The organism is Flavobacteriales bacterium, from assembly GCA_020635795.1.
Lineage (GTDB): Bacteria > Bacteroidota > Bacteroidia > Flavobacteriales_E > Vicingaceae > Vicingus.
Map to the genome: position 1 here is coordinate 1,168,186 of JACJZD010000001.1, position 12,807 is coordinate 1,180,992.

16 protein-coding genes are annotated in these 12,807 nt (G+C 33.0%); 14 read left to right on the forward strand and 2 right to left on the reverse strand.

Annotated elements, in window-relative coordinates; genetic code table 11:
• The 5 genes from hisF (at position 1) to H6589_05135 (ending at position 3,316) form a co-directional block, all read left to right on the forward strand.
• Positions 1-756, forward strand: coding sequence for an imidazole glycerol phosphate synthase subunit HisF (gene hisF, locus H6589_05115; GenBank protein MCB9173968.1), 756 nt, complete (start codon positions 1-3; stop codon positions 754-756).
• 77 nt (positions 757-833) lie between these two features.
• Positions 834-1,427, forward strand: a complete 594-nt coding sequence (locus tag H6589_05120) for a bifunctional phosphoribosyl-AMP cyclohydrolase/phosphoribosyl-ATP diphosphatase HisIE (protein ID MCB9173969.1) — start codon at positions 834-836, stop codon at positions 1,425-1,427.
• Positions 1,428-1,481: 54 nt separating this feature from the next.
• Complete coding sequence (locus H6589_05125; GenBank protein ID MCB9173970.1) at positions 1,482-2,006, forward strand: outer membrane beta-barrel protein; 525 nt, start codon at positions 1,482-1,484, stop codon at positions 2,004-2,006.
• Between the two features lie 18 nt (positions 2,007-2,024).
• Positions 2,025-2,933, forward strand: a complete 909-nt coding sequence (locus tag H6589_05130; GenBank protein MCB9173971.1) for a hypothetical protein — start codon at positions 2,025-2,027, stop codon at positions 2,931-2,933.
• Positions 2,934-2,935: 2 nt separating this feature from the next.
• The gene (locus H6589_05135; protein ID MCB9173972.1) at positions 2,936-3,316 is read left to right on the forward strand and encodes a DUF2237 domain-containing protein; all 381 of its coding nucleotides are present in this window, start codon (positions 2,936-2,938) and stop codon (positions 3,314-3,316) included.
• Here the strand turns inward: H6589_05135 and H6589_05140 are convergent.
• Positions 3,313-3,927, reverse strand: coding sequence for a hypothetical protein (locus H6589_05140; GenBank protein MCB9173973.1), 615 nt, complete (start codon positions 3,925-3,927; stop codon positions 3,313-3,315). The two genes, H6589_05135 and H6589_05140, sit on opposite strands and share 4 nt — an antisense overlap.
• Positions 3,928-4,021: 94 nt before the next feature.
• Here H6589_05140 and H6589_05145 point away from each other — a divergent pair, with 94 nt between their 5' ends.
• The 9 genes from H6589_05145 to H6589_05185 all read left to right on the forward strand — a co-directional run bounded on the left by H6589_05145 (position 4,022) and on the right by H6589_05185 (position 11,977).
• Positions 4,022-5,620: an ATP-binding cassette domain-containing protein gene (locus H6589_05145; protein ID MCB9173974.1), complete on the forward strand. Its 1,599-nt coding sequence runs from the start codon at positions 4,022-4,024 to the stop codon at positions 5,618-5,620.
• 47 nt (positions 5,621-5,667) lie between these two features.
• Positions 5,668-6,870: a saccharopine dehydrogenase family protein gene (locus tag H6589_05150; GenBank protein MCB9173975.1), complete on the forward strand. Its 1,203-nt coding sequence runs from the start codon at positions 5,668-5,670 to the stop codon at positions 6,868-6,870.
• 160 nt (positions 6,871-7,030) lie between these two features.
• Positions 7,031-8,167, forward strand: a complete 1,137-nt coding sequence (gene nspC, locus H6589_05155; GenBank protein MCB9173976.1) for a carboxynorspermidine decarboxylase — start codon at positions 7,031-7,033, stop codon at positions 8,165-8,167.
• A 45-nt stretch (positions 8,168-8,212) separates the two neighbouring features.
• Entirely contained in the window at positions 8,213-8,677 is a 465-nt protein-coding gene (locus H6589_05160) for a small multi-drug export protein (GenBank protein MCB9173977.1), read from the forward strand.
• A 10-nt stretch (positions 8,678-8,687) separates the two neighbouring features.
• Complete coding sequence (gene ttcA / locus H6589_05165; protein ID MCB9173978.1) at positions 8,688-9,467, forward strand: tRNA 2-thiocytidine(32) synthetase TtcA; 780 nt, start codon at positions 8,688-8,690, stop codon at positions 9,465-9,467.
• A 68-nt stretch (positions 9,468-9,535) separates the two neighbouring features.
• Positions 9,536-10,129, forward strand: coding sequence for a T9SS type A sorting domain-containing protein (locus H6589_05170; protein ID MCB9173979.1), 594 nt, complete (start codon positions 9,536-9,538; stop codon positions 10,127-10,129).
• Between the two features lie 4 nt (positions 10,130-10,133).
• Positions 10,134-10,526 carry a hypothetical protein gene (locus tag H6589_05175; protein ID MCB9173980.1) on the forward strand — a complete coding sequence of 131 codons (393 nt, stop codon included), beginning with the start codon at positions 10,134-10,136 and terminating at the stop codon, positions 10,524-10,526.
• Positions 10,527-10,536: 10 nt separating this feature from the next.
• Positions 10,537-11,067, forward strand: coding sequence for a YceI family protein (locus H6589_05180; GenBank protein MCB9173981.1), 531 nt, complete (start codon positions 10,537-10,539; stop codon positions 11,065-11,067).
• Between the two features lie 10 nt (positions 11,068-11,077).
• Positions 11,078-11,977: a hypothetical protein gene (locus H6589_05185; protein ID MCB9173982.1), complete on the forward strand. Its 900-nt coding sequence runs from the start codon at positions 11,078-11,080 to the stop codon at positions 11,975-11,977.
• Between the two features lie 101 nt (positions 11,978-12,078).
• Here H6589_05185 and H6589_05190 read toward each other — a convergent pair whose 3' ends face one another.
• Positions 12,079-12,768, reverse strand: coding sequence for a DUF2461 domain-containing protein (locus tag H6589_05190; protein MCB9173983.1), 690 nt, complete (start codon positions 12,766-12,768; stop codon positions 12,079-12,081).
• Between the last annotated feature and the right edge of the window lie 39 nt (positions 12,769-12,807).

Genomic DNA, 12,807 nt, shown 5'->3' on the forward strand with positions numbered 1-12,807 from the left:
ATGTTAACAAAACGAATCATACCTTGTTTAGATATTAAAGATGGCAGGACAGTTAAAGGTGTAAACTTTATTAACTTGATTGATGCTGGCGACCCTGTAGAATTAGCGAAGATTTATGCAAATGAAGGTGCTGATGAATTGGTTTTTTTAGATATTTCAGCCACGGAAGAAAAACGAAAAACTTTACTCAAATTGGTTGAAAGAGTAGCAGAACAAGTCAATATTCCATTTACTGTTGGTGGAGGAATTTCATCAGTAGAAGATGTAGAGTTGTTATTAAAATCGGGTGCAGATAAGGTTTCTATCAATTCGTCGGCAGTAAAAAATCCAAACTTAATTAACCAATTGGCTGATAAATTTGGCTCACAATGTATTGTTGTTGCTATTGATGCAAAACAAGTTAATGGACTATGGAAAGTTCATTTGGTTGGTGGAAAAGTAGCTACTGAATTAAATTTGTTTGATTGGGCAAAAGAAGTGGAGCAAAGAGGGGCAGGGGAAATTTTATTCACTTCAATGGATAACGACGGTACAAAAAATGGTTTTGCTAATGAGGCTCTAGCTCAATTAACTAAATTGGTTAATATTTCTATTATTGCTTCTGGTGGAGCAGGAAACATTCAGCATTTTATCGATTGTTTTAATGAGAGTAATGCTGATGCAGCTTTAGCAGCAAGTGTATTTCATTTTAAAGAAATAGAGATTAATCAATTAAAAAAAGAATTAAGAAGAAACAATATACCTGTAAGAATTTAAATTCTCCCCTTGAGGGGAGATTAAGAGGGGTGATTTTCAACCACCTAACCTCCTTCAAGGGAGAAAAAAAGAAAAATATGAAACTAAAATTAAACGAACAAGAGTTAATACCCGCAATTATTCAAGACAATAACACCAATAAAGTATTGATGTTGGGTTACATGAATCAAGAATCGTTGGATAAAACGATAGAAACCAAAAAAGTTACTTTTTTTAGTCGTAGTAAAAATAGATTGTGGACCAAAGGTGAAGAAAGTGGGAATTTTTTAAACTTAATAAGCATCGAAAACGATTGTGATAATGATACCTTGTTAATTAAAGTAATCCCAAACGGACCAACTTGTCACAAAGGAACGGATACCTGTTGGGGAGATAAAAATTCAAATGATTTAAGTTTTTTAAATCAACTGGAATCCATTATTGAGCAACGTAAAGAATCTGGTAACGAGAAATCGTATGTGAATGATTTGTTTAAAAAAGGCATCAATAAAATTGCTCAAAAAGTAGGAGAAGAAGCGGTGGAAGTTGTTATAGAAGCAAAGGACAATAATGATGAATTGTTTTTAAATGAAAGCGCTGATTTGTTGTTTCATTATTTAATTTTACTTCAAGCCAAAGGTTATAAACTAAACAACGTTATAGAAGTTTTGGTAAAACGTAACAAGTGTTAGTAAAATTTTAAAAGTGGTCTGGTTTGTGCTGTATTGATTCATTATTTTTGGACAATGCGTAAATTTTTAATAGCTTTTGTTTTATTAACAAGTTCACTTTCAATGTTTAGTCAAAACTTTGGATTAGGAGCTTCAGCAATGTATAATTTCCAAACAGAAAGTTTTGGAATAGGAGCAAGAGCAAACTTTTTTCCAAACAATAAACTAAGTTTTGTACCTCAATTCACTTATTACCCAGGTTGGGGAGAAATAAACGAATACATGATTGGGATGGCCCTTGAATATAAAATTAGGAGAGGCAATAAGCTTAATTATTATGTTTTGCTTCATGGAGCTTACAACAAATGGAACGATTATGATGAATCAGCTTTAAAAGATGCGGAACCAACCAACTGGAATGCAGAAGGTGGAATAGGTATTACAACCAATAAGTGCCTTCGTCCGTTCTTAGAATATCGTTACAACATTAAATTTATGGAAACGCATTTACGACTTGGCTTGCTTTATGTTTTTGGTTGTAGTGGCGGAAATAAAGGTGGCAGAAGAGGTGGAGAGGGCATTTGTCCTGCTTATCGTTAATAGTTAAAAAACTTTTTTATGAAAAAAATAAACCTTTCAGTTCTTATTGTAATTCTTTTAGCAGTAGCTACATCTTGTAAAAAAGACCGTATAGAGAAAAAAGAAAAAAACGAATATGCTCCAATTAACGATTATTTGGACACCAAAAAACAACAAGAACAAGAGTTTGAAATAACAGGTACGTCAAACGATACCATTACAGGTAATCAAGGAACTCATTTGTTAGCTGGTAAAGATTGTTTAATGTTTCCAAATGGCGATACAGTAGGTTTTCCTTTTACAGTTAAATTGGTTGAGTTATACACGCCTAAAGACATGATTTATTGGCAAATTCCCACTGTTGCTGGGGGTAATATTTTAGAAACAGATGGCGAAATTCGTGTTAGAGCAGTAAAAAATGGACAAGATTTATTGTTAAAACCATCGTGTTTTTATCGAGTAATGATGCCAAACTCAGCACCTAAAAATTACATGAGAGAATTTTTAGGATTTGATGGTGGTGGTTTCACCGATTGGACAGATAATCCTTCTTCTCTTGGAGTTACTACTTCAGTAAACCCCGTTTTTGGAACAGATTCTTATGGCTATATTGGTGATGTGCCTCGATTGGGTTGGTTAAATTGTGGTTTTTTGGCTAACAATGGAGCTGGAAGTAACATTACATTTACTTCAGAAACCGATAATTTACAAAATGTAGGAGCTTTTATTTATTTTCCAGCAACTAAATCGGTTATGCAAGTGTACAATACAGTTTCTGGTTTAGTACCAAACGGAACAAGTATTAAAATAATTTTAATTGGTATGAAATCATCAGGAGAATTATTTCACTTTTATCAAAGTACAACTATTAGTGGGGCTACTACTATTGATGTAGAAATGACTTCAATTTCTGATGCAGATTTAACAACTTTATTAAATAGTTTATAATTATGGAACAACAATTAAATGTATTCGGAGAACCTCTTATAGCTTGTAGTAATAATCCTGTTACAGGATATTTTAGAGATGGGTGTTGCAATACCGACGAAACTGATTTTGGTGTACATACTGTTTGTGTTATTGTAACCGACGAATTTTTAAAATTTTCGATAGAAAGTGGTAATGATTTAACCACTCCACATCCAAACTGGGGTTTTCCAGGTTTGCAAGCAGGCGATAAATGGTGTTTATGTGCTTCTCGATTTTTAGATGCTCACGAACGTGGTTTTGCACCTAAAGTAGTGCTAGAAGCTACCAACGAAAAAACACTTGAAGTAGTACCTATGGATGTGTTAATTAAACACGCTTATTACTCAAAGCAGGAGATTTAGTCCTTTATCTTCCAGTAAAATTTAGTTATATAGTTTCTCCAATTCCAATTAAGAGAATTATTGTCAATTACATTGATTGAAGTTAAAATAACTAAATCATGCTCTGAAAGAAGATTTAGTTCATATTTTAACATCGTAAGCCAAGAATATTCTCCTTTAATAATTTTTTGAAAGGACAATTTACTTGCAATCAGAATAGTGAAATTAGTCTCAAATGTATTAGTGTCAATTCTAAATAGAATTGGATTCGATAAGATTTTGAGTAATGTGTCTTTATTAATCTCACCCAAAAATAAATCAACTCTTATAGAATCTTCTATTATTTTTTTAATATTTATTTCTTCCCCATACTCATCATATTGAGTATAATATTCATAATGAGGATATGTTTTTATGAATTTTTGATTTTCAGTTATAGGGTTGAAATTATTGGCAATTTTGTCTGTTTGATTAGTTGAATATAAAAAATCCCCATAGATATCATAACTATGTACTCTAGACATAATGTATTCTACTTTAACATTACCAATATGTAAATAAGCTTTATCTGTATTTTGAGAATAAACTCTAGTATGAAAATAAATTCCAATAAATAAAAGTATTAATCGCATAATTTTTTAATAAATACGAGTAAATATAATCATTTATCACAATTAGTTTAATTTCTATTAACTTTGCAATCCTTTTTAATTAAATAGATTAGATATGATTGCAGCACATAATGTTTCCTTACAATACGGAAAAAGAGTTTTATTCGATGAAGTAAACATTAAGTTTACCGAAGGGAATTGTTACGGAGTAATTGGTGCAAATGGTGCCGGAAAATCTACTTTCTTAAAAATATTATCGGGCGAATTATTGCCTAATTCGGGTAATATTTCAATAGACCCAGGCAAGCGTTTAGCCGTTTTAAGTCAAGACCACAACAAGTTTAACGAACAAACAGTGTTGAATACTGTAATGATGGGTTACGACAAACTATGGAAAGTAATGCAAGAAAAAGATGCTATTTACGCTAAACCAGATTTTTCGGATGCTGATGGATTACGTGCAGCCGAATTAGAAGCAGAATTTGCTGAAATGGATGGCTGGAATGCAGAATCGGATGCAGCAAACATGTTGAGCGGTCTAGGAATAAAAGAGGAACATCATTATAGTTTATTGAAAGACATTAGCGGTAACCAAAAAGTGAGAGTATTGTTGGCTCAAGCGTTGTTTGGTAATCCGGATATTTTAATTTTAGATGAGCCTACCAACGATTTGGATATTCATACCATTTCGTGGTTAGAAGATTTTTTAATGGATTTTAAAAATACGGTTATTGTAGTTTCTCACGATAGACACTTTTTGGATACGGTTTGTACACACATTGCCGATATCGATTTTAGTAAAATAAGTGTTTACACGGGTAATTACTCATTTTGGTATGAAAGTAGCCAATTAGCTTTACGTCAAAAACAATCGGCTAACAAAAAAGCTGAAGATAAAAAGAAAGAATTGTTAGAGTTTATTGCCCGTTTTAGTGCCAATGCATCTAAGTCGAAACAAGCTACTGGTCGTAAAAAAATGTTGGATAAAATCAATTTTGAAGAAATTAAACCTTCTACTAGAAAATACCCAGCCATTATCTTTAATCAAAGTAGAGAAGCAGGCGACCAAATTTTACACGCCACCAATTTATCCAAATCGGGTCTGTTTAAAGATTTTAATTTGAATGTACGTAAAGGCGATAAAATTGCTTTCATTTCTAAAAATAGTATGGCAACCACTTCGTTGTTTCAAATTTTGATGGAAGAAATAAAGCCAGATACAGGCGAGTTTACATACGGACAAACCATTACAACAGCCTATTTACCTAATGAAAATTCACATTATTTTACTGCCGATTACAATTTAATTGATTGGCTACGTCAGTTTTCTGTGGAGAAAGATGAAGTGTATATCAGAGGATTTTTAGGTAAAATGTTGTTTTCTGGCGAAGAGGTATTTAAAAAATCAAATGTATTGTCGGGAGGTGAAAAAGTTCGTTGCATGACTTCAAGAATGATGCTTGCCGAAGGAAATTTATTGATTTTAGATGAACCAACCAATCACTTGGATTTAGAGTCGATTACTGCGTTTAACAATGCCTTAAAAGATTTTAAAGGAACCGTGTTGTTTACATCGCATGACCACGAATTTACCAATACTGTAGCAAACCGAATTATAGAATTAACACCTAACGGATGTATTGACAAAGAGATGACTTATGATGAGTACATCGAAAACGAAAAAATCCAAGAGCAAGTAGCTCAACTTTATTAATTCATCAAAAACAATTAATTTCGTAGACTTAAAAATAAATAAAAGATATGTCAAAAGTACTTATTATTGGAGCAGGAGGGGTAGGACAGGTTGCAACTTACAAATGTGCAATGAACACTGATGTTTTTACGGATATCGTTTTAGCCAGTAGAACAAAATCGAAATGTGATGTTATTGCAGCATCAATAAAAAGAGATTTAGGGGTTACGATTACAACTGATCAAGTTGATGCAGATGTGGTTCCACAATTGGTAGCGTTGTTTAAAAAACACAAACCAGTTATCTGTATGAACTTAGCTTTACCTTATCAGGATTTAACCATTATGGATGCTTGTTTAGAAGCAGGTGTACATTATTTAGACACAGCAAATTACGAACCTATTGATGAGGCAAAATTTGAATACAGCTGGCAATGGGCTTATCAAGATAGATTTAAACAAGCGGGTTTAACAGCCATTTTAGGTTGTGGATTCGACCCAGGTGTATCCGCAATTTATACTGCATATGCAGCAAAACATCATTTTGATGAAATGCACTATTTGGATATCGTAGATTGTAATGCTGGTGACCATGGTAAAGCTTTTGCTACCAACTTTAACCCAGAAATTAACATTAGAGAGGTTACTCAAAAAGGTAAGTACTGGGAAAACGGCAAATGGGTAGAAACTGAACCACATCAAATTCACCAACCTATTAATTACCCGAACATTGGACCAAAAGAGTCATATGTGATTTATCACGAAGAATTAGAATCGTTGGTTAAAAACTTCCCAACCTTAAAAAGAGCTCGTTTTTGGATGACATTTGGACAAGAATATTTAACGCATTTAAGAGTAATTCAAAACATTGGCATGTCGCGTATCGACCCAATTATGTATGAAGGTAAAGAGATTGTGCCAATTCAATTTTTAAAAGCAGTATTGCCAAATCCAGGTGATTTAGGTGAGAACTACACGGGAGAAACTTCTATTGGTTGTAGAATTAAAGGTATTAAAGACGGAAAAGAAAAAACGTACTACGTTTACAACAACTGTTCACATGAAGTAGCTTACAAAGAAACAGGTACTCAAGGTGTTTCTTACACAACAGGTGTTCCAGCTATGATTGGTGCAATGATGTTCTTAAAAGGAGAATGGAACGGTGCGGGAGTATTTAATGTGGAAGAATTTAATCCAGATCCATTTATGGCTGAATTAAACAAACAAGGATTACCTTGGGTTGAATTGCATGATATTGATTTAGAGGTTTAAGAGCCTCCCCAACCCCTCCGATGGAGGGGCTTCTCTAGAGGTGTAAAATTAATTGTAATGAAATCAATCGGCTGTAGTAAAGAAATATTGTCAATTCAAAGTACCATTTTAGGCAATGGCGATGGGAACTCCTCCCTTTCGGGGAGGTCGGGAGGGGCTTATGAGTATTGATTTATCCAAAATTCCCGAAACCTGTTATATTGTTGAGGAAGAATTACTTCGACGTAATTTGTCATTAATAAAAAGTGTAGCCGATAAAGCTGATGTTGAAATTATTTTGGCATTTAAAGGTTTTGCGATGTGGAGCACATTTCCAATAGTGAGAGAATACATTAAAGGTGCTACTGCGAGTTCATTGTTTGAGGCAAGGTTATGTTTTGAAGAAATGAAAACCAAAGCGCATTCGTATGTTGTGGCTATTGCACCAAACGAAATCGACGAGTTGTTGGATTATTCAGAAGTTCTGACGTTTAATTCTTTAACGCAATTTGAGCAATATAAAAGTAAATGTATAGCTAAAGGTGTGGGGATTGGAATTAGGGTAAACCCTGAATATTCTGAAGTAACTACTGAATTGTACAATCCTTGTTCTCCAAACTCTCGTCTAGGTGTTACTTCCGAGCATTTTGGAGATAAATTACCTGAAGGCATTGACGGACTTCATTTTCATGCATTGTGTGAGAACGATTCTTATACTTTGGAAAAAACATTAGAAGCTTTTGAAAAAAAGTTTGGACACCTAATAAAACAGGCCAAATGGGTGAACTTTGGTGGTGGACATTTGATGACACGAAAAGATTATAATGTTGAGCATTTAATTAGTGTATTAAAAGCTTTTAAAGTTCGTTACCCAAATGTTCATGTTATTCTTGAACCAGGCTCAGCTTTCGCGTGGCAAACAGGTTATTTGGTTTCTCAAGTGTTAGATGTAGTTGAAAACAATGGAGTAAAAACTGCCATGTTAGATGTTTCATTTACTGCTCACATGCCCGATTGTTTAGAAATGCCTTATCGTCCAAAAATATGGGGAGCAACTGATCCTGTTAAAGGAAAACCAACGTATCGAATTGGTGGAACAAGTTGTTTATCTGGTGATTACATGTTTGAATATTCGTTTGAAAACGAGCTAAAAATAGGCAACCGAATGGTTTTTGACGATATGATTCATTATACCATGGTAAAATCAAACATGTTTAATGGAGTTTCACACCCTTCAATTGCAATTTGGACGAAAGAAAATAAGTATCAGTTAGTAAAAAAGTTCACTTACGTCGATTATAAGTCAAGATTATCTTAATGTGAAGGAAAAGTTATTAAATTTACTCTCCTTATATATTGTTTAATGTTTGCCGATATTTTATTTACTTTCTTATTAAGTTTATCACCTTTAGGCGAAGGAAGAGTAGGTATTCCTTATGGAATAATCAATGATTTAAATCCGTATTTAGCTTTAACAGTAGGTGTTATTGGTAACTTATTAGTTTTCCCTTTATTACTTGCTTTAATTACTTATTCCAACAAAAAATTGTGGAGTGTTCATTTTTATCGAAGATATGTGGTGAAATTGGCTCGTCGTTCTAAAAGATTAATGGGAGATAACATAAAAAAGTATGGTATTTGGGGGTTAATGATTTTTGTAATGATTCCGCTGCCCGGTACTGGTGCTTACATGGGCACTATTGCTGCATCTATTTTAAACTTAAATCGTCGACAGTCTTTTATAGCAGTTAGTACAGGTGTAATTATATCTTCAATAATTATTGCTACAGGTACTCATTTTAGTATGTTAGGAATAAAAATGTTCTAAATTTGCATATATGCAAACATTAGAAACAATCGACTATCAAAAACTTACCAAAAAACTTCGAGCAGCAACATGGAATGCCATTGTAGATTATTCTATGCTACAAAATGGTGACCGTATAATGGTTTGCTTATCGGGAGGAAAAGATAGTTACACCTTGTTAGATGTATTGATGCACTACCAAAAAACAAGCGATATTCAATTTGATTTGGTAGCAGTTAATCTTGATCAAAAACAACCCGGTTTCCCTGAAGAAGTACTGCCTAACTATTTATCTAAATTAGGTGTTGAATATAAAATAGTTGAACAAGATACTTACTCGGTAGTTAAAGAAAAAATAGCCGAAGGAAAAACAACATGTAGTTTATGTTCTCGTTTAAGAAGAGGTAGGTTATACACTACAGCTCAAGAACTTAATTGCAATAAATTGGCTTTGGGTCATCATAGAGAAGACATTATAGAAACCTTTTTGTTGAACTTATTTTTTGGAGGAAAAATAGAAGCCATGCCGCCAAAATATACAACCGATGATGGTAGGTTTGAAGTAATTAGGCCTTTGGCTTATTGTAAAGAAAATGACATTGAAATTTTTAGCAATTACAAAGAGTTTCCAATAATACCTTGTAATTTGTGTGGGTCGCAACCAAAATTACAGCGGCAAGAAGTAAAAAAAATGTTAAAAGAATGGGAAGAAAAATACCCTGATCGATCTTCGATTATTCTAACCAGTTTAAAAAATGTATCTCCTTCTCATTTGTTAGATGTTTCGCTTTACGAAAACTTTCACAAATAAAATATGACGGCTATCATATTTTAGCTATTTTTGATTAATAAGTTATTATTAATCAAAATCAATTAACCATGAATAAAAATACATTTTTCGCTTTAATCACATTAAGTTTAATCATCGCTTCTACCAGTGTTAAAGCACAGGTAAAATACACTGTTGTTGCTTCAGGTATGACGTTTACACCTCCAACTCTAAATATAAATCCAGGAGATACGGTTCAATGGAACAATATTTCTGGATTTCATAATGTAAATGGAACTCAAGCAACATACCCATCAAACCCTGAAAACTTTGGTAATGGTGCAGCTGGTGCTCCATGGACTTATACTCACGTATTTAATACAGTTGGTTCATATAATTATCATTGCGATGTGCATGGTACTGGAATGTCAGGAACTATAAATGTCCAAACAGGTACGGCAATAAATGAATTGAATGATGATAAAATGGTAAGTGTTTTTCCGAATCCTTCGCGTGAATACTTTACTGTTAGCTCAAAAAAATCTTACCAAAATGTAATGTTATACAGCGTTACGGGCGAATTAGTTAAAACATTTAAACCTGCTGAAAAATATTTTATTAATGATTTATCAAAAGGTATTTATATCTTATCAGTTGAAATTGATGCAAACAATACGTTTGAAGATAAATTAATAATTGAATAATTCGATGAGATATTTGAAATTAACATTGTGTATAATCTTATTTTCGTTTTTTACTAGTTGTGTTTACAATACCTTAGAAGAGGCAGAATTACAGAAGACGCAAATAACTCCAACAAACACTGTAAATCAGAAACATACGGTTACTGCATCTGGAATGGTGTTTACTCCAGCTTCTTTAACCATAAATCAAGGAGACACTGTTCTTTGGGATAATATTGCTGGTTTTCATAATGTTAATGGAACACAGGCTACTTATCCAAGTAATCCTGTTAGTTTTGGTAATTCGCCTGCTGCAGCTCCTTGGAATTATTCATTTGTTTTCAATACACCTGGTAATTATTCTTATGTCTGCGATGTCCACGGTATAAGTATGTCGGGTACAATTGTTGTTAACTAAAAAAACAATCATGAAAAATTTATTTTTACTTCTGCTTGTATTACTTGGTATTGAGTTATCGGCACAAGTTATAAAATCTTCTCAAACAGAAATAGCTTTTTTTTCGGCAACTCCTGTTGAAGATATCAAAGCTGTAAATAACGATGCTAAAGCATTAATTAATATCAAAACAAACGAATTTGCTTTTGTAGTTCCAATTGTTGGTTTTAAATTTGAAAAAGAATTGATGGAAGTTCATTTTAATGAAAACTATATGGAAAGTGACAAGTATAAAACGGCTTATTTTAAAGGAACTGTAAAAGGAGTTGTTGATTACTTAAAAGACGGAACTTACAATGTTATTGCATCTGGAATTTTAAATATACACGGAGTAGATCAACCAAGAGATATTGATGTTGAATTGATTGTAAAAAATGGGATTGTTAGTGTTAAATCAACATTTAAGGTAAAACTAAATGACCACAAGGTGAAAATACCTAAAGTAGTTATAAAAAATATAGCAGAAGAAGTAGAAGTAACTGTTTCATCTACACTAAACTAAAAATATTACGATGAAATTAATTCTAACAACACTATCAATGTTCATGAGCTTCACATTATTTGCTCAGGCTGATTTGATGGACCAATTAAATAGTGAATTTTCTAACGATAAGCCAGAAAAGATTCAAACTACTTTTAAAGGTATTAAATTGATTAATGCAAACACGATAGAAACAACCAAAAAGAAAACTTTAGAGTTTAGAATTACACACCGTTTTGGCAACATGGAAATTGGTAACCCAGTGGGCGACCATACACTGTATGGATTAGATAATGCGTCAAACATTCGTTTTTCGTTTGACTATGGTTTAACTGATAAAATAAGTATTGGAATAGGTAGAAGCAAAACATTAGAACACATTGATGGAAACATTAAGTATCGATTTTTGGAGCAAAAAACAAGTGGAATGCCTATTTCTGCTGCTTATTATGGTTGTGCCGCTGTTACTCCAATACAAAACATTCCACAAGATAAATTTGTAAATAGGTTTTCGTTTACTCATCAGTTAATTATAGCTAGTAAAATCAGTAATGCCATTTCGTTAGAAGTTCTTCCAACTTTTGTTCACCGAAACTTTGTAGATAAAACTAAATTGCACCCTGAAAATAAATCTACAGATAAAAATGACTTGTTTGCTTTAGGTTTTGGAGGTAGGTTTAAAATTACTAAACGAACATCTTTTGTTATTGACTACTTTTTACCCTTTGATGAGTTTAGAGATAGTAAAAACAATTATTACGATGCTCTAGGTGTTGGTTTTGAATTTGAAACAGGAGGTCATGTTTTTCATGTAAACATTACAAATTCGGCTGGAATTATAGAAAACGATTTTATTCCAAATACCAATTCATCATGGGATAAAGGAGAATACAAGTTAGGATTTAATATTTCAAGAGTATTTAATTTCTAGTGTTTCTATTGTCATCCTGAGCCTGTCGAAGGATAGAAGAAACGATTTGTTTTCGATATAAAAATCTTACAGATTTTCACTCAAAATGACATTGTTAGCGTCTACAAATCACTCAACAGCTCACCGTTTTCGTTAGTCGTTAATGCAGTACTCATAAAGTCCAAAAACGGACGCATGGCTTTAAACGTTTCGTTCACTTTTAAATAAAAGTCTGGCGATGTAGCTTCTTTATCGGTAAATGATTTGGAGATTAAAAATTGTTTGAATTGAAGCAGATCTAACGCTTTATCTTCTTTGTCAAATCCTTTCGGAACGGTTTTAAGTTTTTCGCCTTGCAACTCACCAAAAATGCTTTTAAACGATTTATTGGTAATGATTTTTCTAAATTCTGCCGAGTTCATCGATATTTCTTGTCTTATTCTAAGTAAATCGGCAGGGTTAGGTGCCCAAAATCCACCTCCAACAAAACAAGCACCAGGCTCAATATGAAAATAATAACCACCTCTCAACATTTTTGTCGCACGTTTAAATCCGCCTCCCCAGTTGTTTTTGTAAGGTGATTTATCTTTCGAAAAACGAATATCACGATAAATACGCATCAAGCTTTTTTTACCGTTCATGGTTTCAATGTTGTCGTGTTTTTGCATTTCTGCTAAAACAGCATCAGCAAATTGAATGGTTTCAGCATGATGTTTTTCGTACTCTTTCTTGTTTTCATTAAACCAATCGCGGTTGTTGTTTTTCTTTAAATTTTGTAAAAACGCTAGGTTGGATGTAGAGATTGCTGTCATAAGTTGAAATTGTTGTTAAAAACCGAAGTTACTGAATTA

Coding starts and splice junctions, on each gene's coding strand:
- hisF (MCB9173968.1), top strand. CDS start 1: ATGTTAACAAAACGAATCATACCTTGTTTAGATATTAAAGATGGCAGG.
- H6589_05120 (MCB9173969.1), top strand. CDS start 834: ATGAAACTAAAATTAAACGAACAAGAGTTAATACCCGCAATTATTCAA.
- H6589_05125 (MCB9173970.1), top strand. CDS start 1,482: ATGCGTAAATTTTTAATAGCTTTTGTTTTATTAACAAGTTCACTTTCA.
- H6589_05130 (MCB9173971.1), top strand. CDS start 2,025: ATGAAAAAAATAAACCTTTCAGTTCTTATTGTAATTCTTTTAGCAGTA.
- H6589_05135 (MCB9173972.1), top strand. CDS start 2,936: ATGGAACAACAATTAAATGTATTCGGAGAACCTCTTATAGCTTGTAGT.
- H6589_05140 (MCB9173973.1), bottom strand. CDS start 3,927: ATGCGATTAATACTTTTATTTATTGGAATTTATTTTCATACTAGAGTT.
- H6589_05145 (MCB9173974.1), top strand. CDS start 4,022: ATGATTGCAGCACATAATGTTTCCTTACAATACGGAAAAAGAGTTTTA.
- H6589_05150 (MCB9173975.1), top strand. CDS start 5,668: ATGTCAAAAGTACTTATTATTGGAGCAGGAGGGGTAGGACAGGTTGCA.
- nspC (MCB9173976.1), top strand. CDS start 7,031: ATGAGTATTGATTTATCCAAAATTCCCGAAACCTGTTATATTGTTGAG.
- H6589_05160 (MCB9173977.1), top strand. CDS start 8,213: ATGTTTGCCGATATTTTATTTACTTTCTTATTAAGTTTATCACCTTTA.
- ttcA (MCB9173978.1), top strand. CDS start 8,688: ATGCAAACATTAGAAACAATCGACTATCAAAAACTTACCAAAAAACTT.
- H6589_05170 (MCB9173979.1), top strand. CDS start 9,536: ATGAATAAAAATACATTTTTCGCTTTAATCACATTAAGTTTAATCATC.
- H6589_05175 (MCB9173980.1), top strand. CDS start 10,134: ATGAGATATTTGAAATTAACATTGTGTATAATCTTATTTTCGTTTTTT.
- H6589_05180 (MCB9173981.1), top strand. CDS start 10,537: ATGAAAAATTTATTTTTACTTCTGCTTGTATTACTTGGTATTGAGTTA.
- H6589_05185 (MCB9173982.1), top strand. CDS start 11,078: ATGAAATTAATTCTAACAACACTATCAATGTTCATGAGCTTCACATTA.
- H6589_05190 (MCB9173983.1), bottom strand. CDS start 12,768: ATGACAGCAATCTCTACATCCAACCTAGCGTTTTTACAAAATTTAAAG.